The sequence below is a fragment of the Pantoea endophytica genome, assembly GCF_002858935.1.
Classification (GTDB): Bacteria; Pseudomonadota; Gammaproteobacteria; order Enterobacterales; family Enterobacteriaceae; genus Pantoea; species Pantoea leporis.
Genome location: NZ_PJRT01000018.1, coordinates 160,619 through 185,427 on the forward strand (window position 1 = coordinate 160,619; position 24,809 = coordinate 185,427).

Genomic DNA, 24,809 nt, shown 5'->3' on the forward strand with positions numbered 1-24,809 from the left:
CACGCGTGAAACAAAGGACGCAGAACCGGTATTAATCCTCCGGTGGGTGCCTAAAGTCAAGACAAAAAACAATCAAATAACGATTTTTTATTTTAATTATCAATAAGTTGGGAGTTTACATGGTTACCAGAAGACGTTTTCTTGCAGGATGCACTGCTGTACCTGTTGTTTCCTACCTCAGCCTGAATTCTTCCTTTGCCGCGACGCCACCGACCATGCTGGTGATCGCGATGCAGCTTGATAACATCACCAGCCTCGATCCACACGAAAGCTTCGAAGCCACCGGCGGCCAGATCTGCGGCAACCTCTATCAACGTTTAGTCACGCCCGATCCTAAGCAAGCCGATAAAGTGATTGGTCAACTGGCGCAAAGCTGGGACGTCAGCAGCGATAACGGTACCTACACTTTCCATCTCGATCCGGCGGCCAAATTCGCCGATGGTTCGCCGCTTACCGCAGAAGACGTGGCGTTCTCGATTGAGCGTATCGTCAAGCTGGATAAAAGCCCGGCCTTTATTATCAACCAGTTCGGCTTTACCAAAGACAACGTGACGCAGCGGGTCACCGCGAAAGATGCGCACACCGTGGAGATGAAACTCGGCGCGCCAGCGGCCGAAACCTTCCTGCTCTACTGCTTGTCCGCCACCGTCGGCAGCATCGTGTCGAAGAAAGCCTGTCTGGCGAACCAGCAGAACAACGACTTCGGTAACGGATGGCTAAAACAGCACAGCGCCGGCTCCGGTGCCTTTACCCTGCGCACCTGGAATGCCAGCGAAACGGTGATTCTGGAGATTAGCCCGCAATATAAAGGCGCCAGCAAAACCAAACGCGTGATCCTCAAACACATCGCCGACCCAGCCGCGCAGGCGCTGATGCTGAAAAAAGGCGATGTTGATGCCGCATATGACCTCACCACCGAACAGCTGCTGCAGGTGAAAAACGACAGCAGCGTGTCGCTGGTGAATCAGTCACTGTCGGCCATCATGCTGATGTCGTGCAACACCAATAATCCGTATCTGAAAAAACCGCAGGTGTGGCAGGCGCTGAAGTGGGCGCTGGATTACGACAGCATTCAGAAAAACATTCTGTCGATGAGTTTTGTCACCCATCAAAGTTTCCTGCCGAGCGGCTTCCCGGCGGCGCTGGACGATACGCCATTCCACAAAGATGTGGCGAAAGCCAAAGCGCTGCTGGCCGAAGCGGGATTTCCGGACGGTTTCGAAATCACCCTCGATCACTACTCCATGCAACCCTATCCGGACATCGCGCAGGCAATTCAGACGCAATTGGGCGCGATTGGCATCAAAGTGTCACTGATCGCCGCCGAAAACCGCCAGGTTCTGACCAAGATGCGTGCGCGTCAGCATCAGTTGGCATTGACGGTTTGGGGCGCCGATTACTTTGATCCCAACTCCAACACCGAAGCCTTCTGCGTTAACACTGACAACAGCGATAACGCGCGTGCGCGAACGCTGGCGTGGCGCTGCAGCTGGTCAGACGATGAATTTAACAAACTCACCGAGCAGGCGCTGCATGAGCCGGATCCGGCGAAGCGCATCGCGCTCTATCAGCAGATTCAGCAGCTAGGCCGCGAGAAGAGCCCGTTTATTTTCATGATGCAGAAGACCAAAAACGTGGCCACCAGCAAAGCGCTGAGTGATGTCCACATGACCGTACTGGAGCAGTGGCCGTATGCGCAGGTGAAAAAAGCCTGATGCCGTTACTGAAGAGAATCGTCAGCACCTTGGGAAGCCTGGTGCTGACGCTGTTTGGTCTGTCGGTGTTGACCTTTTTCATTGGCCGCGTCATGCCCACCGATCCGGTGCTGGCGGCGGTCGGTGATAACGCACCGCAATCGGTGGTTGAGCGCGTACGTGCGGAAATGGGGCTGGATCAGCCCCTTTACGTGCAGTTTGGTCACTACCTCAATCAACTGCTGCATGGCGATCTCGGTAAATCGATTCTCACCTCGAATCCGGTGATTACCGACATCGCCCGCTTCTTCCCCGCCACCATGGAACTGGCAACGGCGGCCATCATCATCGCGGCGCTGATCGGTATTCCGCTCGGCGTGTGGGCGGCGGTGCGTCAACGTTCGTGGGTCGACCAAACCATTCGCGTGATCTGTCTCGCCGGCCATTCGCTGCCGGTGTTCGTGCTGGCGCTGCTGAGCCTGCTGGTGTTCTACGCGGTGCTCGGCATTGCGCCCGGCCCCGGACGGCAGGACATCATCTGGCAGGATATGGTGCCGCAGGTCACCGGCTTTCTCACCATCGATTCGCTGCTGGCCGGGGAAACAGACGCCTTCTGGGATGCGCTGGCCCACATGGCGCAGCCGGTGCTGATTCTGGCCTACTTCAGCATGGCCTACATCACGCGTATGACGCGCACCTTTATGCTTAACGCGCTGAGCGGCGAGTTCGTGATCACCGCGCGCGCCAAAGGCTTGTCGTCACGGCGGGTGATTTGGCGGCATGCATTTCCCACCGTGGCGGTTCAGCTGGTAACGGTGCTGGCGCTGACCTACGCCGGATTGCTGGAGGGCGCGGTGGTGACGGAAAACGTCTTCGCCTGGCCTGGCATCGGCCAATATCTCACCACATCGCTGATGAACGCCGACATGAACCCGGTGATCGGCGCCACCTTGCTGGTCGGAACCGTGTATGTGCTGCTCAATCAGCTGGCTGACCTTCTCTATCGACTTTGGGACCCGCGCGTAAAATGATCTTCTTCTCACGAGAATGGCTGCTTGACGACACGCCAGCCAATCGTCGCCAGGCGGTGTGGGGCCGGCGTTATCGCTTGTGGCTCAGCCTGCGCAGTAATCCACTGGCGATGGCCGGACTGCTGGTGGTGGCGGTGATGCTGCTGCTGGCGCTGTTTGCGCCGTGGCTAACGCCGTTCGAACCCGGCATGCAGCATCTGGAAAACCGTCTTGCGGCCCCTTCCGCCGCGCACTGGCTCGGCACCGATGAGCTGGGCCGCGATGTCTGGACGCGCATTATCTACGGCGGCCGCACCACGCTCGGCATGGTGATCGCCGTGGTGCTGCTTACCGCGCCGCTCGGCCTGCTGATTGGCTGCATCGCCGGATATGCCGGAGGCTTTATCGATAAAGCGCTGATGCGTTTGACCGACATCTTCCTCGCCTTCCCACGTCTGATTCTGGCGCTGGCGTTTGTCGCCGCGCTGAAACCCGGCGTGGAGAGCGCGATTCTGGCGATTGCCCTGACGTCGTGGCCGCCATATGCGCGTCTGGCGCGGGCCGAAACCCTGCAGTTCCGCCACAGCGACTTTATCGCCGCCAGCCGTCTGACCGGCGCTTCGCCGCTGCGCATTATCCTGCGCCACATCATGCCGCTGTGCGTGCCGAGCCTGATTGTGCGCGTCACGCTGGACATGAGCTCCATCATCATCACCGCTGCCAGCCTCGGTTTTCTCGGCATGGGCGCGCAGCCGCCGTCACCGGAATGGGGCACGATGATCGCCACCGCGCGTCGTTTCCTGTTCAGCGAATGGTGGGTGCCATTGATGCCGTGTATTGCGATTTTCCTGACGTCATTGGCGTTCAACTTTCTCGGCGACGGTCTGCGTGACGTGCTGGATCCCAAGGAGCGCTAAATGTTGGTGGAAATTGAGAACCTGCGCGTTGCCTTCCGCTCGCGCAGCGAAACCGTTGAAGCAGTGCGCGGCGTCAGTTTTAGCGTTGGCCACGAGAAGTTCGCCATTGTCGGCGAAAGCGGTTCCGGCAAGTCACTGACCGCGCGTAGCCTGATGCAGTTACTGCCGGGCAACGCGGAAGTCAGCGCCGACGTGCTGCGCTTTGACGGCATCGATCTGCGCGGAGCCAGCGAGAAAGTGCTGCGCAAAATACGCGGCAAGCGCGTCGGTTTTATCCTGCAGGACCCGAAATATTCGCTTAATCCGGTGATGACCATCGGCCAGCAGATTGCCGAAGCCTGGCGCGAGCACAAAGGCGGCAGCCGCAAAGCGGCGATGCAGGCGGCGATTGAGCTGCTGGAGCAGGTGAAGATTCGCGACCCTGAAGCCGTGGCGCAACGCTATCCGCATGAAGTTTCCGGCGGCATGGGCCAGCGCGTGATGATTGCCATGATGCTGGCACCCGATCCGGAGCTGTTAATCGCCGATGAACCCACCAGCGCGCTGGATGCCACGGTGCAGGCGGAGATCCTTAAGCTGATTGATGAGCTTGTGTCGGCGCGCGGCATGGGGCTGATTCTGATTAGCCACGATTTGCCGCTGGTGTCGCACTTCTGCGATCGCGTGGCGGTGATGTACGCCGGCCGCATCGTTGAGCTGCTCGATGCCGGGCAGTTGCAGCAGGCGCAGCATCCCTATACGCGCGGTTTGCTGGCGTGTTTGCCGTCGTTGCGCCATCCGCGCGAGCGTTTACCCGTATTGCAGCGCGATGCCGCGTGGCGAGAATAATTTATGATTCAAATCGATAACCTGCGCATCAATTTCGGTGCGCACACGGCGGTGAAAGACGTCAGCTTCACGGTCGGTAACGGCGAAAGCTTTGGCCTGGTTGGTGAAAGCGGTTCGGGCAAATCCACCATCCTGCGCGCGCTCGCCGGACTGAATGCCGACTGGCAAGGCAGCATGCTGTTTGGTGGCATGCAGCTCAGCGCCAAACGCAGCCGCGCCTTCTATCGTCAGGTGCAGATGGTATTTCAGGATCCGTTTGGTTCGCTGCACCCGCGCCAGACCATCGATCGCATCCTGCACGAACCGCTGCTGGTGCATCAGCTCGATCGCGCCGAACAGCGCATCAGCCAGGCGTTAAGCGAAGTGGGGTTGCCCGCGTCGGTGCGTTTCCGCTATCCGCATCAGCTGTCGGGCGGCCAGCGTCAGCGCGTGGCGATTGCGCGCGCGCTGATCGCCGAACCGGAAGTGCTGCTGCTGGATGAGCCGACCTCGGCGCTGGATGTGTCGGTGCAGGCCGAAATCCTCAATTTACTCAGCGATCTCCGCAGCGAGCGCAAACTCACCTACATTATGGTGACGCATAACCTCGCGGTGGTAACGCATCTGTGTCAGCGCATTGGCGTGATGCAGAATGGCGAGATGGTGGAACAGCTGAGCGCCGACGATCTGCGCGCGCGGCGCATCCAGCATCCACATACCGCCCAACTTTTCGATCTCAGCATGACGCTGGAGGAACCGGCATGACCGCTTACTGGCAACGCGCCGCGGATGTCGCACAACAGATCACTGAAAGCTGGCAACAGCCAGGCGCGCCGGGCGGTGCGATGATCCTGTTTGATGCGCAGCAGATTCACTCAACCTACTGCGCCGGATTGGCCGATTTGGCGCAGCAAACGCCGTTTAGCGCCGACAGCGTGGTGCGTTTCGCCTCCATCACCAAACATCTGTTTGCCGCGCTGGTGACCGGACCGGGACGCCGCTATCTCAAGCTCGACGATCCGCTGGTGCAGCATCTGCCGCAGCTGCGCGGCGCCAACGGCCAGATCACTGTCGGCCAGGCGTTGGATATGAGCAGCGGTTTGCCGGACGTGCGTGAAACCTTATCGCTGCTGGGATTGTCGGTGTACAACGCCACCCGCGCCGACGACCTGCTGGATTTTGTCGCGCGCGAAGGCGATCTCAACTACGCGCCCGGCAGCGAAATCTCCTACACCAACACCGGCTATCGGCTGGTTGAAGAGGCGCTGAAAGCCAAAGGCGTGTTATTTAATGACCTGCTGCAGCAGTACATCTGTGATCCGCTGGACATCAACCTGATTGCGCCGGAAAGCTGGTTCGATATTGTGCCCGGTTTAGTGCCCGGCTACTGGCAAAACGGCGCGCAGTGGCAGCTCTCCAGCGCCGGTTTGCATCTCTCGGCATCGGGTAGCGTCACTGGCAGCCTGAATCATCTGACGCGCTGGCTGCAAAGCCTGCTGGCCGATAGCGGGCCGGGCGCGGGCGTGCTGCAGCGCCTGAGCGCGCCGCGCAATCTCAACGATGGCCGCACCAGCGGGTACGGTTTGGGCATCACCAGCTCGACGCTTGGCAGCCAGACGCTGTTCGGTCACGGCGGTTCGCATGCCGGTTATAAGAGCTATTTCCTGCTGCATCCGGAGCTGAAAATCGGCGTGGCGCTGGTCGCCAACCGCGAAGATGTCGCCACGTCGGAAAGCGTGCTGCGCGTGATGGCGGCGCTGCTCAATCGCGCGTTACCCGAGAAAGGACACGATTTAACACCCGGACTTTACGTGGCGGAAGACGCCGCCGACTGGCTGGAAATCAAAGGCGCGACCGCCACCTGGCTCGGCGCAGGCGAAACCTTGTGGCGTGACGATGTGCACGGCACGGCGGTGTCGCTCTCCAGCACTTTCCCGATGCAGTTACGCCATGCTGGCGCGGCGATTGTGGGAGAGATTGGTCATGCCGCCCGACGTTTTGTGCCGGTGCAGGCCGATCAGGCCAGCCTCGATCATCTGCAGGGCCGCTGGTTCGCGCCGCAGTGGCGCAGCGAGTTGGTGATTGAGGGCGACAGCTTAATCATGGGCATCGGCCCGGCGGCAATTCGTGCGCGTTTGCAGTCGCTGGGCAACGATCGCCTATTAGCTACCGCGCAGGATGGACCGTGGGAGAAGCGCTTCGCGATTGCGCGCGAAGGCGACACGCTGCGGCTGCTGTTGAACCGCAGCCGCGTGGTGCGCTTTTTACAGACAGCACGCCCTAAATAATTCGAGTTGCAGCAAGGCGGCAAGTGGGTGAATCCCCAGGAGCTTACATCAGTAAGTGACTGGGGTGAGCACACGTAGCCAACGCAGCGGCGGCTCGAAGTATGACGGGCGCTAAGCCACGTAATGATGTAAACGACCGATTTTCTCGATTTCCACTTCAATCTCATCGCCGGGGAACATAAACAGCGGTGGCGTGCGTTTTTTACCGACGCCGCCCGGTGAACCGGTGATGATCACATCGCCTGGCGACAGCGGGCTGAACGCGGAGATGTACTCAATGATCTTCGCCACCGGATGCACCATGCTGGCGGTGGTGTCGTTCTGCACTTCGCGCTGATTGAGCCAGGTTTTGATCGCCAGCTGCTGCGGATCGGGGATCTCGTCAGCGGTGGTCATCCACGGTCCGAAACCGCCGGTCTGCTGCCAGTTTTTCCCGGCGGTGAACCAGGTAAACTGCATGTCGCGCACCGTGGCATCCATAAAGCAGCTGTAGCCCGCAACGTGCTGCAGCGCATCGGCGGCTTTCACCTGATAGGCCGCTTGGCCGATGATCACCGCCAGTTCACCTTCGTAATCAAATTCCTGCGTGGTGATGGGTTTCAGCAGCGGCTGCTGGTGCGCCGCCAGCGAATCCGCGAAACGCACAAATAGCGTCGGCGCTTCAATCGTCTCGGCAAACTCTTTGCGTTTGTCGGCGTAGTTCATGCCAACGCAGAACACTTTGCCAGGATTTTCCACCACCGGCAGGAAGCGAATGGCGCTAAACGGGTGATCAATCGGCTGGGACACATAGGCGTCGAGATCGCTTAACGCGCCGCGTTGCAGCAAGGTTTTCAGGTCCGGGCAGTCAGCACCAAGACGCAAGCCGATATCAATCACGCCCTCTTGCTGCACAATACCGTAACTTTTTCTTTGCTGGTCAATAAGATAAAAACTGCAGAGCTGCATGACTGCCTCGTTGTGATCTATAAATTGCGCGCAGGTTAGCAAAATTCAGCAGGAAATGCGGACCGACCTGATGACGCTATTTTCCACATCGCGCAATAAATTGCGCCGCTACGGTATGTGCACATATTGGTAGCGGCGCGATTTATCGCACATTTTACATTACGACTGCGTGGTCGCCAGATAAGAGAAGGCGCTCAGCAGGCTAATCAACGTGTTCATGTCATCGGCGCGATAGCCAACGGTGACCGCGTCAATGCGCGTCACGCCGGGGATCAGGCTGAACAGATCCGCCAGCACCGGTTTGCTGGCTTGCAGCTGCATCTCATAGGGCGCGCTCAGCCGCGTGGTGCTGACCTGGCGTTTGCGTTGCACGGCGGCCGTCGCTGCAGCGCGAATGGCATTTTGCGCTGCCTGCGGGCTAATGGATTCGGCGCAGGTGTGCGAGATGGCGCGTTTCACACAGACGTAATCCACCGAAGGATAATGCTCGGCAATCCAGCCTTTAAGCTGGTCGTCGCCGCTCACCAGCCACAGCGGCGTGCTCTGTTCAGCCGCGGCTGCAGCGTAAATGTCGCTTTCGCCCATCACCTTGCCGTTGATGTGAATGCGCCAGAACGCACGGCCGTTAATGGTGTGCGCCAGCACACCCGGTTCACCCGCCGCGCTGTGATAGCCGATAAAGAACAGGCCATCAAACGGCTGCTGCTCAATGCCTTCTACCATCGATAAGCCGCGCGGTTTGCCCTGCACCATGCGCGCGCGGGGATCGATATTTTCCGCACGCAGGTTGGTCATCTGCGCGTGGCTGTCGGCCACCACCACTTCCGTTGCGCCGCCAGTAAAGGCGCCATCGATTGCGGCGTTAACTTCCTGTTCCATCAGTCCACGCGCCAGTTGGTATTCGGCGTGGCCGGGTGAACACTGTTCCGGCCGCATCACGCCGGCGATGCCTTCGATATCGGCTGAGATAAAGATTTTCATCAAATTAATTTATCCAATACTTCCGTTAACGACGGCCGATGATGGCCACGAAAACCGGTGACAGATTCGGCGCTGAGTAAGGCATCCAGCACCGCGTGTTCGGTGGCATCGGCGGCGGCGGCGAGCAGCGGTTCCAGCGTGGACTCTTCTGGCGGTTGCGGCTGCGGCTGGGTGGAAAGCGCCAGCGCGATATCGCCCGAACCGTGGCCCCAATAACTGCCCAGTCGTCCCAAACCGGCACCGGCGCGTTTGGCGACGCGCTTCAGCTGACGTGCATCGAGCGGCGCATCGGTCGCCATAATAATGATGATGGAACCGGCATCGCGCTGCGGCGTCAGTTCCGGCAGCAGCGGCGCGATCATCTCACCCAGGCGTACGCCATCCAGCGTCAGCGCGGTTAACGCGCCAAAGTTCGCCAGCACCAGCACGCCCAGCGTGGCGTTGAGCGACGGAATACTGCGCGATGCCGTGCCAATGCCGCCTTTCAAACTGAAACAGCTCATGCCGCGCCCGGCACCGACGCTGCCGCGATCGAAATCTGCCGTGGCGTCATAGAGTGCTTGCTGCGCCATCGCTTCGGTGATCGCCAGCGCCTGAATATCGTTAAGCCAGCCGTCGTTGCACTCCAGCGCCAGCGGATTGACCGTGGGCAAGCTGCGGCCCAACTCAGGGTTACGGCTGATGGCATCGCGCACCAGCGTGGTAAACAGCGTGCCAATCGCCAGCGTGTTGCTCAGCAGAATCGGCGTTTGCAGCACGCCTAACTCTTCAACCTGCACCAGGCCAACCGGCTTGGCGAAACCGTTAAACACCGCCGCCGCACAAGGCAGCGGCTGGATAAACAGATTGTCGCCCGGCGGCACAATCGCGGTAACGCCGGTTTGTCGCTCGCCGTCGGCTAGCGTGTAGTGACCGACACGCACGCCGGGCACATCGCTGATGCGATTGGTTGGCCCGCTGGCGCTGCGCGGTTGTCCCAGCTGACGCTCGTTGCGCCAGCGTTGCAGCAGCAGGTCGCGCTGCAGTTGTTGAAAGTCCATGCTTAGCTCTTCAGTTTGGGATCGAGCGTGTCGCGCAGCGCATCACCCAGCAGGTTAAACGCCAGCACGGTAATAAATATCGCCAGACCCGGAAACACGCTGACGTGCCACAAGCCCGCCATCATCATGCTGCGGCTCATCGCCAGAATATTGCCCCACTCCGGCACATCGGGTTCCGGGCCGAGGCCGATAAAACTCAGCCCGGCAGCAGTCAGAATACTGGTGCCGATACGCATCGTGAAATAGACAATCACGTTTGACAGCGTGCCCGGCAGAATATGGCGCAGCAGAATCACGCGATCCGGCGCACCGGCGCAGCGCACCGCTTCAACATAAGCTGCCTGTTTCAGCGACAGCGTAGAAGCACGCACGATACGGGCAAATACCGGCACGCTGAAGATGGCTACCGCAATGATCACGTTGTTGAGTCCCGGACCGAGAATCGCTACCACCGCAATCGCCAGCAGCATGCCGGGAAAGGCGAACAGCACGTCGGAGCCACGCATAATCAACATATCGATCCAGCGTCCGTAATAGCCCGCCAGCAAACCCAGCAGCACGCCCACCACCATGCCGAGCGTTACCGACAGCACGCCAACGTACAGTGAGATGCGTGCGCCAAAGATGATGCGGCTAAACAGATCGCGACCGAGTTCGTCGGTACCCATCCAGTGCGTGCTGGACGGCGGCGATGACAGCGCCATCCAGTCCGGCGCCATCGGATCCCACGGTGCCAGCCAGGGTGCGAAAATAGCCACCAGCACCAGCAGCAGCACAAAGCCACCGGAGACCAGCGCCAGCGGATTACGCACCAGCGCGTGCAGGAAATCACGCCACGGCGAACGGATCGCCTCCTGCGCGTGGGCAGGCAGAGATTGCAGACTCATCAGGGCTCCTGTCGCAGGCGAATTGCTGGGTTGACCACGGCATACAGCAGATCGACCAGCAGGTTAATGACGATAAATTCAAACACGAACAGCATGACTAATGCCTGGATCACCGGCTGATCCTGCGCCTTGATCGACTCGATCAACAGCCAGCCCAACCCCGGCCAGTTGAACACGCTTTCGACCACGATCGATCCGCCGAGTAAGAAACCGAATTGCAAACCGAGCATGGTGATCACCGGGATCAACGCATTGCGCATCACGTGTTTCCACGTTACCAGCCGATTGCGCAGCCCTTTGGCTTTGGCGGTACGCACGTAATCTTCCTGCGCCACTTCAAGAAACGCCGAACGGGTGAAGCGCGCCATCACCGCTGCCACCGAGGAACCGAGCGTGATCGCGGGTAATACGATGTCGCTGGGCTGGTTGAAGCCGCTGACGGAGAACAGGCCAAACGGCATGGCGACGAACTGGATCAGCAGCAGACCGAGCCAGAAAGTGGGCATGGAGATGCCGCCGACGGCGACGCTCATTAAGGTCCAGTCCTGCCATTTACCGCGTTTCAGTGCGGCAAATACGCCGAGGAATAACCCCAGAATCACCGACCAGGCAAACCCGGCCAGCGCCAGCCACAGCGTCGGCATAAAGCCCTGTTTGATCACGTCCAGCACCGGCTGTTGGGTGCGATAAGTGACGCCCAGATCGCCACGCAGCAGGCCGCCGATCCAGTTGATATATTGCTGCGGCAGCGGATCGTTAAGTCCGAGATGCTGACGCGCTGCTTCCACCGCGGCCAAAGGCGCATCCGGCCCGGCGTAGATACGCGCCGGATCGCCAGGCAGCAGTTTGATGAAGCCGAAGACCAGCAGCGAGACCACCAGCAATACGGGGATCATCTCCAGCAGTCGGCGAATGATGTATGCGAACATGCGGTTCCTTTATTATTTGGGATGGTGCTGGTTGGCCCCAGATGGTGCTGGCTGTCTTCAGATCGTGCTGGCTGTCCCCCATCCCGGCCTTCCCCCGCTTGCGGGGGAAGGAGATGCTGCCACATGCCAGTGATGAAGCTGCATGTGGCAGCATCTTCCTCCCCCATTTATGGGGGAGGACCGAGGAGGGGGACAGCGAGCACATTCGTGGGGTGCAGCAAGCGCATTCGTAGGGTGCAGCAAGCACATTCGTAGGGGGACAGCGAGCACCCAACCCCACCCAACCTTTACTTAAACGTCGCCTGATTAAACAGGAAGTTACCATCCGGCAGCATCGACACACCGCTCAGCGTGCTGCGTTTGCCGACCAGGTTGTCTGGCGTGCCGAGGAACGCTACCGGTGCCTCTTTCCACAACACTTTCTGCGCTTCGGCGTAGGCTTCACCACGCTTGGCCGGATCGGCGGTGGCTAAGCCACCGGCAATCGCTTTGTCGGCTTCGGCGTTGCTGAAGTACGAAACGTTATACGAGGTCGGCACCCAGGATTCAGTGGCGTAGAGTGGACGCAAGGCCCAATCGGCATCACCGGTTGAGGTCGACCAGCCGCCGTAGTAGAGATCAAATTCCGCCTGTTTCGGGTCCTTCACGCCCCACAGTTTGGCGTTGCGCGTGCCGGAATCCATCGGCGTGACCGTGGCGCGAATGCCCACCGTTGCCAGCTGCGCTTTCAACACCTGCGCGGCACGCACGCTGGCGGTGGCGTTGGTGACCCACAGTTTAAGATCGAGGCCATTCGGATAACCGGCGGCCTTCAGCAGCGCTTTGGCTTCATCTGGCGCATAGCGATAGTTAGGCGCGCTCTGCTTCTGGTAGAACTGCACGCCTTCCGGAATCGCCGAACTGGCCGGTTTACCCATGCCGGCAAACGCCACTTTCAGCCACAGATCGCGGTCAATGGCGTAGTTGATCGCCTGCCGCACGCGCACATCATTCAGCGGTTTGTGCTGAGTGTTAATCGCCATGTAATAGAGATAAATGCTTGGATCGCGCTGCACCGCCAGTTTGCTGTCGCTCTGCACGGTGGCGATCAGATCGGATGGCAGCGGCCAGATCGCATCCACCTGGCCCGACTTCAGCGCCGCAACGCGCGTGGCATCTTCCGGGCTGGGCGAGAAGATCACGTTATCCACTTTCGGCCAGCCTTTTTGCCAGTAGCCGTCGTATTTCGCCAGCGTCACCGCTTTGCCCGGCTGCCACGTTACAAACTTGAACGGGCCGGTGCCGACCGGATGCAGACGGAGCTGCGCTTCTTCCGGATACTGCTTGAGAATCGCCGGGCTCCACATCACCGCCGACGGATGCGCCAGCGTGTTAATGAAGGCACCAAACGATTGGTTCAGATCGATTTTCACCTGATCCGGCGCCAGCACCGTTACCTTAGCAATCATCTTGTAAAGGCTGTTGCGCTTGAGGCCTTTGCTCTGGTCGGCAAGGCGATCGAGGTTGGCTTTCACCGCTTCAGCATCGAACGGCGTGCCGTCCTGGAAGGTCACGTCTTTACGCAGCGTCAGGGTAAATTCGGTGGCGCTATCGTTGCTGGTGTAGCTGGTGGCGAGCCACGGCTGCAGCTTCATCTTTGCATCGAACTGGAACAGACGCTCGAAGATGCCGCTCTGCACCGAGTAGCTGACGTTATCGGAGGTATCGTGCGGATCGAGGCCGGTGATGTCGGCATACATCGAAATGCGCAAATCCTGCGCCTGAGCGGCGGCGGCCAGCGAGAGGGTCAATCCCAGCGCAAGCGCAGTACGGCGAAAAATCGGGTTCATGAAATCTCCTGGTATTGAGGGTTAGCGCGAAACAAAATCAGCGACCCAGTGTTGCGGGGCAACCTGGCGATAACGCGGTTTAATGACCGTTTCTCCCACCTTGCGCAGCGGCGAAGGAATTTCGCCCTCTTCGAAAGTGCGGGGTTGCCGGTTCTGGGGATCGGCCACCGGCACCGAGGCCAGCAGACGTTGGGTATAAGGATGTTGTGGCTGGTTGAACACCGATTGGCGCGGGCCCAGCTCAACAATCTGGCCGAGATACATCACCGCCACGCGGTTAGCGATACGTTCCACCACCGCCATGTCGTGCGAGATAAAAATCCACGCCACGCCGGTTTGCTGTTGCAGATCCATCATCAGGTTCACCACCTGCGCCTGAATTGAGACGTCCAGCGCCGAGACGGCTTCGTCGGCGATGATCACTTTGGGTTTCAACGCCATGGCGCGCGCAATCGCAATACGCTGGCGCTGGCCGCCGGAAAATTCGTGCGGATAGCGCCGCGCATGTTCCGGCAATAAGCCCACGCTGTTCAGCAACGCATCAACCTGCGGCGACGCTTCTTCCAGCGATTTCACCCTGCCGTGCAGCAGCAGCGGTTCGGCAATGGTGAAGCCGACAGTGAGACGTGGATTGAGCGAGGCGTAAGGATCCTGAAACACCATCTGGATTTCACGGCGCAGCGGCTGGAACTGCGCTTCTTTCAGGTTGGCGATTTCATTGCCCTGGAAATGGATGCTGTCGGCGTCGCTGTTAATCAGCCGCATCAGCGCGCGGCCGGTGGTGGATTTACCGCAGCCGCTTTCGCCGACAATCGCCAGGGTTTCGCCCGGCCACAGGCTGAAGTCGATCTGCTCCACCGCGTGCACCTGATGGGTGAGCGCCGAGAAAATCCCGCTGCGAATCGGGTAGTACACTTTCAGGCCACGCACATCCAGCAGCGGCGTTTCGTCATAGCGCGCGGTGCGCTGCTCGCTGTTATCGCTAGCATTGCTGCCCAACAGCGGAAAACGCTGCGGCCATACGTGCTCACGCATATCGCCAAGTTTCGGCACCGCCGCCAGTAACGCTTTAGTGTAAGGATGCTGCGGCGCGTTGAAGATTTCAGTTACCGTGCCCTGTTCAACCACTTCGCCGCGCAGCATTACCACCACGCGATCGGCGATTTCTGCCACCACGCCCATGTCGTGAGTAATGAACAGCACCGCCATCTGCTTCTCGCGTTGCAGGTCGCGCAGGATATGCAGAATGCGCGCCTGCACCGTGACATCCAGCGCGGTGGTCGGCTCATCGGCGATCAGCAGTTGCGGATCGCAGGCCAGCGCCTGCGCAATCATCACGCGCTGGCGCATGCCGCCCGACAGCGAATGCGGATAGCTTTTCATTACGCGGTCCACATCGGCGATGCGCACCTGGCGCAGTAATTCACGTGCGCGCGCGTCGGCCTGACTTTTGTCGCAAATCTGATGGTCACGTAGCGCTTCAGTCAGCTGATCGCCGACGCGCAGCACCGGATTGAGCGAGGTCATCGGCTCCTGAAATATCATCGCCATTTCGCGGCCACGCAAAGCACGGCGCTGGGTTTCATTCAGCGTGGCAAGCTGATGCGCGTTGCCCTGACGATCGCGGAACTGCATGCTGCCGCGATCGATACGCCCGGATGCGGCTAGCAAGCCCATCACCGCCAGCGAGGTGACCGATTTACCCGAGCCACTTTCGCCCACCACGGCGACAATTTCGCCCTGATGAATGTTAAAACTGATGCCCTTCAACGCCTGATTTTCGCCGCTGCGGCCGCGAAAAATGACGCTGAGATCCTGAATAGCGAGCACCGGTTCTGAACCGGCAACGCTGGCGGCGTTGGATGTGAGTAAAGTGTCCGTCATCGTTGCTCCGCATGCGGGTTACAGCCAGATTTGGCCTTGAGCGTAAGAAAGGAAGGGCGAGCTATCGGCGGCCAGCCAAATGGGGCCATCAAGATCGACATGTTCAGCGGCAATCGCCACCGGCAGCGCCGCTTCCATCGCCAGTGAAGAACCGAGCATGCAGCCGACCATCAACCGCATATCGTGCTTCTGCGCCTCCTCCACCATCGCCAGCGCTTCGGTCAAACCGCCGCACTTATCCAGCTTAATGTTGATCATCTCGTAGCGATTGCGCAGCGGCGCGATGTCCTCGCGGATGTGGCAGTTCTCGTCGGCACACACCGGAATCGGGTGCGTGAAGCGCTGCAACGCCTGATCCTGACCCGCCGGCAGCGGCTGCTCGACCATCGCGATGTTAAAACTCGCCAGCGCGTTGAACAGGCTGGGCAAATCCACGCCCGACCAGGCTTCATTGGCATCAATGATTAAGGTGGCGCGCGGCGCGGCCTGACGAATCGCGGCGACTTTCTCCAGAATGTCGTCGCGATTAAGTTTGATTTTCAGCAGGATGGCGCCGCGTGATACCGCATCGGCAGCAGCGGCGGCCATGTTTTCGATGGAGTCGAGGCTGAGAGTTTCGGCGGTGATCACCGATGGCGGCTGACGACGCTCGCACTGTTGCCACAGCGTGTGCTTCGCCAGCGCGGCATCGAGACGCCACAGCGCACAGTCCAGCGCATTACGCGCTGAACCCGCTGATAAACGGCTTTGCAGATCGAGGCGGCTCAGCCCCGCTTCCATGGCAGCGCGCAGCGCTTCCAGTTCGGCGTTGACGCTTTCTGGCGTTTCATCGTAGCGCGGCGTTGGCGTACATTCGCCGCGGCCAATAAAGCCGTTCTGCTCCAGCGTTACGCGAATCACCGTGACTGCGGTGCGCGTACCGCGTGAGATGGCGAACGGACGCGCCAGCGGCAGCTCCAGCACTTCAATCTGCATGCGCCGCATGTTAGCCACGCTCCTGCAGCAGCGCGGCGATATCCGCAATGCCAAAACGCACCGGATCGGTGGCAGGCACGCCGAATTCGGCGCTGATCTCTGCACAATAGGCGCGCGCTTCGTCTTCGCTGTAGTTCGAGGTGTTGATGGCGAAACCGGCCAGCTGAACCGCGTCGCTGGTGACGTGCGCTGCGCGCAGGTTGGCTTCAACGCAATCTTTCAGGCTGACCATTGGCTGATGCGGCAGATGACGCATATGCGGACGCCCCATTTCATGGCACATCACCAGCCAGTGCGGCTGCGCACCGTGGATCAGGCCCATGCTGACGCCAGCGTAGGAAGGATGGAACAGCGAACCCTGACCTTCAACGATATCCCAGTGATCGGCGTCATTGGCTGGCGACAGCGCTTCGACCGCGCCGGCGATGAAGTCGGCAATCACTGCATCAATCGCGATACCTTCGCCCGCGACCAAAATACCGGTCTGGCCGGTGGCGCGGAAATCGGCTTGCATGCCGCGTTCACGCATCGCGGCTTCCAGCGCCAGCGAGGTGTACATCTTGCCTACCGAGCAATCGGTGCCGACAGTAAGTACACGCTTACCTGTGCGCTTTTTACCGCTGCCGACCTCCAGTTTTGGGCGCATGTGGCGCAGGTCGAACAGTTCAACGCCGAACTCTTTGGCCAACGCCACCAGCTCCGGCTCATCCACCAGACGATGGTGCAAACCGCTGGCCACGTTCATCCCGGCAGAGATGGCGCTTTTGACCGTGTCGAGCCAATGCGTGGGCAAGTAACCGCCAGCATTGGCGGTGCCGAGCACCAGCGTTTTGGCACCGCGCGCTTTGGCAGCGGCGATGTCGAGGACGTCGAGGCCAAGCGTGACGGTGCAGCCCGGCAGTTTGATTTCGCCAACGCACTGCTCTGGACGCCAGACGTGAATGCCGCGTGCGGTTTTAGCGGCCAGTGGATCGGTTACATCGCCGAGGAAGAGTAAATAAGGTTGTGGGATCAGCATGATGTTTCTCGTTTCAGACGGTTATAGGGCCTGAATTGACTATTTCACGCAGAAGATGGGGTGACGAATGCTTGTTTAGTAGCGGGGTATAACGTGCGGCTATAGCCAGATCGAAATCTAATGGCTGAGGAGTTTTATCAGCGAGTTAGGGGAAAAATGGGGAGATTAGCGGCTGGATAGATAAGAAAATCGTTGATAACCACAGGTCGATCCCTGACCGCGATTATCGAGGGTATTTGACGGAATGCTTAGTTTAAAGCACCCGGCGGTACGTGTTTGAAAGTCTCGACATAAGAACGGAACACGTAGCGGAAAAAGCGTTTCATAAAGCACCTGGTTCAAAAATTGTTGAAGAAATACGCAAAAAGTATAGCCGCTGAGCGTTTTTACCGCAATTATTTTTGAAGTAGATCACAGAATTGGGGGTTGGTGCGGGTGTGAAAAGAGGTCGCCATAAATGGCACAACGACTACGTGGTTAGTTAAACCAGCCTAAATGCTCGCTTAAAATGGTGCAGCCAATGCTGATCAGCACTACTCCGCCCAACACTTCCGCCCATTTGCCCATCACCGGGCCGATAAAGCGTCCAACCAATACGCCGGTGGTTGCCATGATAGTGGTCGCCGCGCCGATGGTGACGGCGGTCATGATTATATTCACCTGCAGGAACGCCAGGCCAACACCGACGGCCAGCGCATCAAGACTGGTGGCGACGGCGGTTAACGCCAGCACCATAAAACCATGACGCTGCGGCGCTTCGCACGGCTCGTCAGCGGTTTGACGAAAACCTTCCATCATCATACGGCCGCCCAGCACGGTTAACAGCACGAATGCCACCCAATGATCCCACGCCATGATGTAGCGGCTGGCCGCGAGGCCAATTGCCCAGCCAATCAGCGGCGTCAACATTTCGATAACGCCGAAAATCAGGCCGGTTCGCAGCGCCTCTTTGAAACCTGGGCGATGCAGCGACGCGCCTTTGCCCAGTGCTGCGGCGAAAGCGTCCATCGACATGCCAAAGGCCAAAATCAGGGTTGCGATAAATGTCATGGGTTTTTAATCAATGCCGCGGAACCGGCGTTAAAGCCGCTACTTGTCCGCATTTATTGTTCAGTAATGAAAAAGTGCGCGCAGTCTAACACGCAAAAACGTCAAAAAAAAGATAGTAAAATCAGGGATTTAAGTATAGCAAAGGCTATAACTCTTAACTTCCGCTATTTTTGACGCTAAGTGAATGGAATAGAAGAAATTTCTGAGCGCGATCCGGCGCGGGGATTGCACCGTAGCGCGGTTTTATGCGCTAATGCCCGCGCTAACTGATTTGGACAATGACCATGAATAACCCATTCGAAACGCTGATCATCCCAGGCGGCATTCTGCTGCTAGGCTTTCTTTCCGCCCTGCTGCTGCCCGCGCCTTCATTTGGTATTGAGCTGGCAAAACAATTGCAGGAAACCCTGCATCTGATGGATGTTAATTAGCTGTATACCATCGTCTTTAGTTTGTGGTTTTTGCTGCTGGGCGCGATCGAGTTTTTCGTCATTCGCTTCCTGTGGCGCCGCCGATCGCGCTGATCATTTTTCCGGCAAGGTGATGCATTTTTCTTCTGGCAGCTTTACGCGGCCATACCTCAATTCATCACCACAAAAATGTAACATTACTTTTACACGACATGGCGAAATATCGCGCAACATAAAATCCGCATAAATAATCAATTTAGTTAAAACATATATTTTTCAACACATTAAAATGTGATGCATATCACCCGCCGTTTTCACCCCCGTCAAAACCCCTCACAATAGCGTAACAACTGCATTACTCTAACCGTCTGATTAAGAGATAAAAATCCCTTATGACCGCGAGGTTGAGCTGATTAATTCTTATGCTGAATCATTTCCGCCTTTAAAAAATAAACAAACGTTTAATTCCGATACGAGAATGTTATATTCGAATGCATATGCATAACGTGCAGTTAACCGTTATCGTCCCCGTGACTTATACCTGAGTCTTAACCTTTGAGAGATAGCGCCACGCGCTCGAAAGAAGCGCGGCTATTTCGCCTGCGAACCTGTTGAGCTTCAGGTCAACAGAGAGAGGAGATGTCGCCTCATGAGTACTACTGCGGTAAATCTGGCGCTCGCCGCCGCTTCAATGGAAAGTGCAAACCTTCAGGAACGAAAAGACGTCGACGTACTGCTGATTGGCGCAGGCGTGATGAGTGCGACTTTGGGCGCATGGCTGCAAGATCTCGAGCCTGACTGGTCAGTTGAGATGGTTGAACGTCTTGATGATGTGGCCGTTGAATCCTCTAATGGCTGGAATAACGCCGGAACCGGTCACGCCGCGCTGGCGGAGCTCAACTATACGCCGCAGAAGGCGGATGGCAGCATCGACATCGCCAAAGCGGTCGCGATTAACGAATCGTTCCAGATTTCGCGTCAATTCTGGGCGTATCACGTGCAGAAAGGCAACCTGCGCAATCCCAAAAGCTTTATCCACAGTACGCCGCACATGAGTTTCGTCTGGGGCGACGATAACGTTGAATTCCTGCGCAAGCGTTTCAATGCGCTGCAGAAAAGCACGCTGTTCCGCGGCATGAATTACTCTGAAGATCGCGATCAAATCACGGAGTGGATTCCGCTGGTGATGAACGGCCGCGACAGCAAACAGAAAGTGGCGGCGACCTGGACCGAAATGGGTACCGACGTGAACTTCGGTGAAGTAACGCGCCAGCTGATTGCCTCTTTAGAGAAGAAAGCCAATTTCCGCCTGCGTCTGCGCCAGGAAGTGCGTGATATCAAACGCCTGAGCGACGGTCGCTGGCAGGTCACGCTGCATAATCTGGCCAGCGGTGAAAATCGTGTGCTGACCACGCGCCAGCTGTTTATCGGTGCCGGCGGTGCGGCGTTGCCGCTGCTGCAGAAATCCGGCATTCCGGAAGTGAAAGGCTACGCCGGTTTCCCGGTGGGCGGTTCATTCCTCGTGACGGAAAATCCTGACGTGGTGAAACAGCATATGGCGAAGGTGTATGGCAAAGCCAGCGTCGGCGCACCGCCGATGTCGGTGCCGCACGTCGATACCCGCGTGCTGGATGGCAAACAGGTGCTGCTGTTTGGGCCGTTTGCTACCTTCTCAACCAAATTCCTCAAAGAGGGTTCGCTGCTGGATATGTTCGGCGCGATGAACACCAGCAACCTCAAGCCGATGGTGCAGGTTGGCCTGAAGAGCTTCGAACTGGTGAAATATCTGGTTGATCAGGTGTTGCAAAGCGACAGCGATCGTATGGAAGCGTTGCGCGCTTACGTGCCGCAGGCGAAGCATGAAGATTGGCGTTTAGTCACTGCCGGCCAGCGCGTGCAAATCATCAAGAACGATGCCGTTGAAGGTGGCGTGCTGCGTCTTGGTACTGAAGTGGTGACTTCGGAAGATGGCACCATTTCCGCCCTGCTGGGTGCCTCGCCGGGCGCCTCCACCGCCGCACCGATTATGCTTGAGCTGATGGCGAAAGCCTTCCCGGAACAGATGCGTTCACCGGAGTGGCAGACCAAAATCCGCATGGTGATCCCATCGTGGGGCCGCAAGCTGAACGGCGACGTCGCACTGACCGAGAAAGTGCTGGCCGATACCAGTCGCGTGCTGCAACTCGACTACGAGCCGGTGATTACACCCGATGCCGCCAACGATGAAGCGCGCGAAACCGCGCACGTGGTGGGTAAGTAACAAGGTAGTATCGGATGTTGGCAAGATGAGAGGCCGCGAAAGCGGCCTCTTTTTTATGGCTAGCTCAGCAGCACCGCGTCGTACAACATCCACGCAGTTGTCGCCACCAGCGACAGCGCCATCAAACTGTTAAACGCCTGACGTTTCCACGCGACCTGCAGATGGCTGCGAAGGCGATCGCCCAGCGCTGCCCAAATCAAAATGCACGGCAGATTCAGTGCGGCGAATCCCAACAGCACCGTCAGCACGCCGTTACTGTTGGCGTACATCAGCGCCACGTTGGTGACCATCAGCCAGGCTTTGGGATTCACCGCCTGGAAACAGATGCCGCCAATTAGCGTCATGGGACGCGGGCGTTCACGCAGTTGCGGCGCGCCAGCGCGGAAAATCTTCCACGAAAGCCACAGCAGATAGCTACAGCCGACTACCGTCAGCGGCAGGCGAATCGCGCCCATCCAGTGCAGCAGCGCATCCAGCGCCACGCTCGCCAGCAGCATCTGTATTGCGCAGCCTAGCAGGATGCCAAACAGCATCGGCAGCGTGCGTTTAAAGCCAAAATTAACACCCGACGTTGCCAGCAGCAGGTTATTTGGACCCGGCGTGATCGACATCACGGTGACGTAGCTGAAGAATGAGGGATCGAGCATGATGCGCTTCCTGAAGAATCAATGATGCCTTCATGCTAATGCGTATGTTGCAATGGAAACAGAGACACAAAACCACTATTGTAATGGGTACAGTTGTTTTAAAAATTAATTGTACCCATTGCGCGCGGAGGCTTTTGTGTCCCTTCCACTCTCATCCGGTCAAACGCTGTATCAGCAGTTGGTCGATAGCTTTGCCGAGTCGATACATCAGGGCACGCTGAAGCCGGGTAAACGGCTGCCGGCGATACGCCGCGTGGCACAATCGCATCAGGTGAGTATCAATACCGTGCTCAATGCATGGCAAATCCTCGAAGATCGCGGCCTGATTGAATCGCGGCCGCAGTCGGGTTATTACGTGCGTGGCGTGCTGCCCGCCGTGACGCGTTCAGTAAAACCGCTACCGGCAAAAATCAACGATCCCAGCGCGCAGAAGCTGGAGCTGATTGAGCAAGTGTTCGCGGCGCAAAATAATCCCGATTACACCAATATCTCATTAGCCTGTCCGCAGGATGGCACCTTCTATCCGGCGGCGCGGATCGGGCGAATTACTGCGTCGATTTTGCGCCAGAATCCCGACATTATCGGACGCTATGCGCTTCCACCCGGTAGTGAGCGCTTACGGGAGGAGATTGCGCGTCGTGCCCTGCACAACGGCATCAACTTGCCGCCGCAGGCGATCACACTGACGCACGGCTGCATGGAAGCACTCCAGCTGGCGCTGCGCGCGGTGACTAAACCCGGCGATTGCATTGGTTTGGAGTCGCCGACCTATTTCTTCCTGTTCCCGCTGCTGGCGTCGCTGGGGCTGAAAGCGCTGGAAATTCCTACCGATCCGCAGCAGGGATTGTCGCTGGATGCGCTGGAGATGCTGCTGCAGGAGAAGCGGGTTCAGGCGGTGATCGCCATGCCCGGCGCGCAGAACCCGCTGGGATATGTGATGCCGCTGGAGAATAAAAAGCGGCTGGCGAAGTTAGTGAACACTTACCACGTTCCGCTGCTGGAAGATGGTTTGTACGACGAATTGCAGTTTGAGTGGCCGCTGTCGCCGCCAGTAAAGGCGTTTGATAGCGAGGGTTGGGTGATTTACTGCACCAGCTTTACCAAAACCGTGGCGCCTGATTTCCGCGTCGGCTGGACTGCTGCCGGGCGTTTTCATGACGCTATCGCTCACCTCAAAGCGGTGTCGTCGATGGCGGAATCACGCTTGTTAAGTGAAACCCTGGCCGAATTTCTTGCCAGCGGCGGCTACGATCATCATCTGCGCACGCTGCGTCGGCGCTATGCCGCCAATCTGGATGCGGCGCGCGGGATTCTGGCACGCCACTTTCCGCAGGGCACGCGCGCGACCCTGCCGCGCGGCGGATTTGTTTTTTGGGTCGAACTGCCGGGGAACATTGATACCGTAGAGATGTTTCATCGTCTGCTGCAGGAGCAAATCTGTGTGACGCCGGGCGCGCTCTACTCCCTGAGCGATCGCTACAAACATGCGTTGCGCCTCTCCTGCTGCTACCCGTTTGATGAACGTTATACGTGGGCGCTGCAGCGCACCGGCGCGCTGGCCTGTGAAATGACAGGCCTCGCGCCGGGACAGGATTAGGGTTTGCCGTTGCGGCCCCAGGTGGTGTAAGGCTCGCGTTCGGTCAGGCGTTCGTAATAAGTCTGCACCGCCGGGAAGTCAGGGTGTTCCAGCGGGGTTTCAAACCAGCGGTTCACCGCCAGCCCAACCGGAATATCGGCCAGCGAGAAATTGCGGCCTGCGACATAGCGCCCGGTTTTCTCCAGATGCTGGTTGAGTATGTTCATGGTGTGCGTCCAGCCTTTCACCGCCGCCGCCAGCAAGCGGGGATCCTGATGCGCCGGCGAGTTGCGCACCAGCGACATAAATGCGTAACGCCAGGACGTGTTAAGTTCGGTGGCTTGCCAATCCATCCACTGATCAACTGGCGCGCGCGCGCGGGGATTGTCGGGATAGAGCCATTCGCCGCCATTGCTGTTGGCGAGATAGCGCAGAATAGCGTTGGATTCCCACAGCACGAAGTCGTCCTCGATTATTACCGGGACCATGGCGTTGGGATTGAGTGCCATAAACTCTTTCGAGTGCAGCGATTGTGGATCATCGCCCCAGGGTTCTAATTCGTACGCAATATCGAGTTCTGCGCACAGCCACAGAACTTTTCGCACGTTTATTGATGAAGTACGGCCAAGAACTTTTAACATTGCGGACTCCGATTCCAGAATTCTTAATCTATTCATAGCCCTGTTGCTGGCCTTTCGCAATCAGCAGGATGTAAATCCCGATTTCAGACAACCTCAACGAGGAAGGAGTGACAATGAAGGTCGCATTTAAACAGGTGGACGTGTTTACCTCATCGGCGTTTAAAGGTAATCCGCTGGCGGTGATCATGGATGCACAGGGATTGAGTGACGCGCAGCTGACGGCGATTGCGCGCTGGACCAATCTGTCGGAAACCACCTTTGTGCTGCCGCCACAGGATGCGTCGGCGGATTACCGCGTGCGCATTTTTACCGTCGAAGGTGAACTGCCTTTTGCCGGGCATCCGACGTTAGGTACCGCGCATGCGCTGCTGGAAGCCGGTTGGCCGCTGAAAACGCCGGGAAAAATCGTGCAGGAGTGCGGCGTTGGTCTGGTTGAGGTGAAAATCAGCGATGACGGAGCGCTGGCGTTTGCCGCGCCTGCCGCCACATTAACGCCGTTCAGTGATGCGCTGATGAGCAGCGCGCTGAACAGTGAATCATTCGATCTCAGCCAAATGCCGACCATCGTTGATATGGGTATTCGCTGGCTGCTGATTCCGATGAGTAGCGCGCAAGCGGTGCTGGATGTGGTGCCGTCAGCAGCCGATTTACACCGTTTACATCAGCATGCTGAGGTTAACGGTACGGCAATTTTTGGTGCGTTACCGTCGGGCGAAAACGAGCAGTATGAAGTGCGCGCATTGCTGGTTGAGAACGGCAGCTTGACTGAGGATCCGGTGACCGGCAGCGCCAACGCCTGTCTGGCGCGCTATTTCGAGGCTAACAAGCAAACGCGGGATTATCGGGCGCGTCAGGGCAGCGCGATTCAGCGGGAAGGTCGCATTCAGGTGAGTTTTAGCGATAAAGCGATCTGGATTGGTGGCCAAACCGTGACGGTGATTGACGGGACGATTGAGCTGTAATTGTAATCTGCACCATCCGTAGCGGCGCAATTTATTGCGCAATAAATTGCGCCGCT

At 58.2% G+C, this 24,809-nt stretch carries 21 protein-coding genes and 1 pseudogene; 10 read left to right on the plus strand and 12 right to left on the minus strand.

What is annotated here, in order from left to right; genetic code table 11:
* Nucleotides 1-119 precede the first annotated feature (119 nt).
* The 6 genes from PZBJ_RS12685 to PZBJ_RS12710 are packed head-to-tail and all read left to right on the plus strand — an operon-like array spanning nucleotide 120 to nucleotide 6,716.
* Nucleotides 120-1,715 (plus strand): ABC transporter substrate-binding protein, encoded by a 1,596-nt coding sequence (locus PZBJ_RS12685; protein ID WP_101762762.1) that lies wholly within the window; start codon nucleotides 120-122, stop codon nucleotides 1,713-1,715.
* The gene (locus PZBJ_RS12690) at nucleotides 1,715-2,725 is read left to right on the plus strand and encodes an ABC transporter permease (RefSeq protein ID WP_008106687.1); all 1,011 of its coding nucleotides are present in this window, start codon (nucleotides 1,715-1,717) and stop codon (nucleotides 2,723-2,725) included. Before PZBJ_RS12685 ends, PZBJ_RS12690 begins: the two co-directional genes overlap by 1 nt.
* Nucleotides 2,722-3,621: an ABC transporter permease gene (locus PZBJ_RS12695; protein WP_061719814.1), complete on the plus strand. Its 900-nt coding sequence runs from the start codon at nucleotides 2,722-2,724 to the stop codon at nucleotides 3,619-3,621. The genes PZBJ_RS12690 and PZBJ_RS12695 overlap by 4 nt, the downstream gene beginning before the upstream one ends.
* Nucleotides 3,622-4,449 carry an ABC transporter ATP-binding protein gene (locus tag PZBJ_RS12700; RefSeq protein WP_101762763.1) on the plus strand — a complete coding sequence of 276 codons (828 nt, stop codon included), beginning with the start codon at nucleotides 3,622-3,624 and terminating at the stop codon, nucleotides 4,447-4,449.
* A 3-nt stretch (nucleotides 4,450-4,452) separates the two neighbouring features.
* Nucleotides 4,453-5,193 carry an ABC transporter ATP-binding protein gene (locus PZBJ_RS12705; RefSeq protein ID WP_101762764.1) on the plus strand — a complete coding sequence of 247 codons (741 nt, stop codon included), beginning with the start codon at nucleotides 4,453-4,455 and terminating at the stop codon, nucleotides 5,191-5,193.
* A complete protein-coding gene (locus PZBJ_RS12710; RefSeq protein WP_101762765.1) occupies nucleotides 5,190-6,716 on the plus strand; it encodes a serine hydrolase domain-containing protein in 1,527 nt (508 codons plus the stop codon). Before PZBJ_RS12705 ends, PZBJ_RS12710 begins: the two co-directional genes overlap by 4 nt.
* Nucleotides 6,717-6,827: 111 nt before the next feature.
* On the opposite strand, the gene PZBJ_RS12715 is transcribed toward PZBJ_RS12710, so the two are convergent.
* The 10 genes from PZBJ_RS12715 to mntP all read right to left on the minus strand — a co-directional run bounded on the left by PZBJ_RS12715 (nucleotide 6,828) and on the right by mntP (nucleotide 18,257).
* Nucleotides 6,828-7,664, minus strand: a complete 837-nt coding sequence (locus PZBJ_RS12715) for a fumarylacetoacetate hydrolase family protein (protein ID WP_101762766.1) — start codon at nucleotides 7,662-7,664, stop codon at nucleotides 6,828-6,830.
* A gap of 159 nt (nucleotides 7,665-7,823) precedes the next feature.
* On the minus strand, nucleotides 7,824-8,645 hold the full coding sequence (locus PZBJ_RS12720) for a M55 family metallopeptidase (protein WP_101762767.1): 822 nt from the start codon (nucleotides 8,643-8,645) through the stop codon (nucleotides 7,824-7,826).
* Nucleotides 8,645-9,685, minus strand: coding sequence for a DmpA family aminopeptidase (locus tag PZBJ_RS12725; RefSeq protein ID WP_101762768.1), 1,041 nt, complete (start codon nucleotides 9,683-9,685; stop codon nucleotides 8,645-8,647). The genes PZBJ_RS12720 and PZBJ_RS12725 overlap by 1 nt, the downstream gene beginning before the upstream one ends.
* Nucleotides 9,686-9,687: 2 nt before the next feature.
* Nucleotides 9,688-10,572: an ABC transporter permease subunit gene (locus PZBJ_RS12730; RefSeq protein ID WP_007891891.1), complete on the minus strand. Its 885-nt coding sequence runs from the start codon at nucleotides 10,570-10,572 to the stop codon at nucleotides 9,688-9,690.
* Nucleotides 10,572-11,501, minus strand: a complete 930-nt coding sequence (locus PZBJ_RS12735; RefSeq protein WP_008106670.1) for an ABC transporter permease — start codon at nucleotides 11,499-11,501, stop codon at nucleotides 10,572-10,574. Before PZBJ_RS12735 ends, PZBJ_RS12730 begins: the two co-directional genes overlap by 1 nt.
* A 287-nt stretch (nucleotides 11,502-11,788) precedes the next feature.
* Nucleotides 11,789-13,330 carry a glutathione ABC transporter substrate-binding protein gene (locus PZBJ_RS12740; RefSeq protein WP_101762769.1) on the minus strand — a complete coding sequence of 514 codons (1,542 nt, stop codon included), beginning with the start codon at nucleotides 13,328-13,330 and terminating at the stop codon, nucleotides 11,789-11,791.
* 21 nt (nucleotides 13,331-13,351) lie between these two features.
* Nucleotides 13,352-15,214, minus strand: coding sequence for an ABC transporter ATP-binding protein (locus PZBJ_RS12745; protein ID WP_101762770.1), 1,863 nt, complete (start codon nucleotides 15,212-15,214; stop codon nucleotides 13,352-13,354).
* 18 nt (nucleotides 15,215-15,232) lie between these two features.
* The gene (gene dgcA, locus PZBJ_RS12750; protein WP_101762771.1) at nucleotides 15,233-16,198 is read right to left on the minus strand and encodes an N-acetyl-D-Glu racemase DgcA; all 966 of its coding nucleotides are present in this window, start codon (nucleotides 16,196-16,198) and stop codon (nucleotides 15,233-15,235) included.
* Between the two features lies 1 nt (nucleotide 16,199).
* Nucleotides 16,200-17,207 (minus strand): N-acetyltransferase DgcN, encoded by a 1,008-nt coding sequence (gene dgcN / locus PZBJ_RS12755; protein WP_101762772.1) that lies wholly within the window; start codon nucleotides 17,205-17,207, stop codon nucleotides 16,200-16,202.
* A gap of 477 nt (nucleotides 17,208-17,684) precedes the next feature.
* A complete protein-coding gene (gene mntP, locus PZBJ_RS12760; protein ID WP_101762773.1) occupies nucleotides 17,685-18,257 on the minus strand; it encodes a manganese efflux pump MntP in 573 nt (190 codons plus the stop codon).
* Between the two features lie 284 nt (nucleotides 18,258-18,541).
* On the opposite strand from mntP, the pseudogene PZBJ_RS12765 reads away from it, so the two are divergent.
* A pseudogene (locus PZBJ_RS12765) lies at nucleotides 18,542-18,781 on the plus strand (DUF1158 family protein).
* Nucleotides 18,782-19,316: 535 nt separating this feature from the next.
* Nucleotides 19,317-20,927, plus strand: coding sequence for a malate dehydrogenase (quinone) (mqo, locus tag PZBJ_RS12770; protein WP_101762774.1), 1,611 nt, complete (start codon nucleotides 19,317-19,319; stop codon nucleotides 20,925-20,927).
* A gap of 59 nt (nucleotides 20,928-20,986) precedes the next feature.
* On the opposite strand, the gene PZBJ_RS12775 is transcribed toward mqo, so the two are convergent.
* Nucleotides 20,987-21,574, minus strand: coding sequence for a LysE family translocator (locus PZBJ_RS12775; protein WP_101762775.1), 588 nt, complete (start codon nucleotides 21,572-21,574; stop codon nucleotides 20,987-20,989).
* 136 nt (nucleotides 21,575-21,710) lie between these two features.
* Between PZBJ_RS12775 and PZBJ_RS12780 the strand changes: the two genes are divergently transcribed.
* The gene (locus PZBJ_RS12780; protein ID WP_101762776.1) at nucleotides 21,711-23,171 is read left to right on the plus strand and encodes an aminotransferase-like domain-containing protein; all 1,461 of its coding nucleotides are present in this window, start codon (nucleotides 21,711-21,713) and stop codon (nucleotides 23,169-23,171) included.
* On the opposite strand, the gene PZBJ_RS12785 is transcribed toward PZBJ_RS12780, so the two are convergent.
* On the minus strand, nucleotides 23,168-23,791 hold the full coding sequence (locus tag PZBJ_RS12785) for a glutathione S-transferase family protein (RefSeq protein WP_101762777.1): 624 nt from the start codon (nucleotides 23,789-23,791) through the stop codon (nucleotides 23,168-23,170). The two genes, PZBJ_RS12780 and PZBJ_RS12785, sit on opposite strands and share 4 nt — an antisense overlap.
* Nucleotides 23,792-23,904: 113 nt before the next feature.
* On the opposite strand from PZBJ_RS12785, the gene PZBJ_RS12790 reads away from it, so the two are divergent.
* Nucleotides 23,905-24,753 carry a PhzF family phenazine biosynthesis protein gene (locus tag PZBJ_RS12790; RefSeq protein ID WP_101762778.1) on the plus strand — a complete coding sequence of 283 codons (849 nt, stop codon included), beginning with the start codon at nucleotides 23,905-23,907 and terminating at the stop codon, nucleotides 24,751-24,753.
* The last annotated feature ends 56 nt before the right edge of the window (nucleotides 24,754-24,809 follow it).

Coding starts and splice junctions, on each gene's coding strand:
- PZBJ_RS12720 (WP_101762767.1), bottom strand. CDS start 8,645: ATGAAAATCTTTATCTCAGCCGATATCGAAGGCATCGCCGGCGTGATG.
- PZBJ_RS12775 (WP_101762775.1), bottom strand. CDS start 21,574: ATGCTCGATCCCTCATTCTTCAGCTACGTCACCGTGATGTCGATCACG.
- PZBJ_RS12745 (WP_101762770.1), bottom strand. CDS start 15,214: ATGACGGACACTTTACTCACATCCAACGCCGCCAGCGTTGCCGGTTCA.
- mntP (WP_101762773.1), bottom strand. CDS start 18,257: ATGACATTTATCGCAACCCTGATTTTGGCCTTTGGCATGTCGATGGAC.
- PZBJ_RS12725 (WP_101762768.1), bottom strand. CDS start 9,685: ATGGACTTTCAACAACTGCAGCGCGACCTGCTGCTGCAACGCTGGCGC.
- PZBJ_RS12700 (WP_101762763.1), top strand. CDS start 3,622: ATGTTGGTGGAAATTGAGAACCTGCGCGTTGCCTTCCGCTCGCGCAGC.
- dgcN (WP_101762772.1), bottom strand. CDS start 17,207: ATGCTGATCCCACAACCTTATTTACTCTTCCTCGGCGATGTAACCGAT.
- PZBJ_RS12710 (WP_101762765.1), top strand. CDS start 5,190: ATGACCGCTTACTGGCAACGCGCCGCGGATGTCGCACAACAGATCACT.
- PZBJ_RS12705 (WP_101762764.1), top strand. CDS start 4,453: ATGATTCAAATCGATAACCTGCGCATCAATTTCGGTGCGCACACGGCG.
- mqo (WP_101762774.1), top strand. CDS start 19,317: ATGAGTACTACTGCGGTAAATCTGGCGCTCGCCGCCGCTTCAATGGAA.
- PZBJ_RS12685 (WP_101762762.1), top strand. CDS start 120: ATGGTTACCAGAAGACGTTTTCTTGCAGGATGCACTGCTGTACCTGTT.
- PZBJ_RS12790 (WP_101762778.1), top strand. CDS start 23,905: ATGAAGGTCGCATTTAAACAGGTGGACGTGTTTACCTCATCGGCGTTT.
- PZBJ_RS12715 (WP_101762766.1), bottom strand. CDS start 7,664: ATGCAGCTCTGCAGTTTTTATCTTATTGACCAGCAAAGAAAAAGTTAC.
- PZBJ_RS12735 (WP_008106670.1), bottom strand. CDS start 11,501: ATGTTCGCATACATCATTCGCCGACTGCTGGAGATGATCCCCGTATTG.
- PZBJ_RS12785 (WP_101762777.1), bottom strand. CDS start 23,791: ATGTTAAAAGTTCTTGGCCGTACTTCATCAATAAACGTGCGAAAAGTT.
- dgcA (WP_101762771.1), bottom strand. CDS start 16,198: ATGCGGCGCATGCAGATTGAAGTGCTGGAGCTGCCGCTGGCGCGTCCG.
- PZBJ_RS12690 (WP_008106687.1), top strand. CDS start 1,715: ATGCCGTTACTGAAGAGAATCGTCAGCACCTTGGGAAGCCTGGTGCTG.
- PZBJ_RS12730 (WP_007891891.1), bottom strand. CDS start 10,572: ATGAGTCTGCAATCTCTGCCTGCCCACGCGCAGGAGGCGATCCGTTCG.
- PZBJ_RS12740 (WP_101762769.1), bottom strand. CDS start 13,330: ATGAACCCGATTTTTCGCCGTACTGCGCTTGCGCTGGGATTGACCCTC.
- PZBJ_RS12695 (WP_061719814.1), top strand. CDS start 2,722: ATGATCTTCTTCTCACGAGAATGGCTGCTTGACGACACGCCAGCCAAT.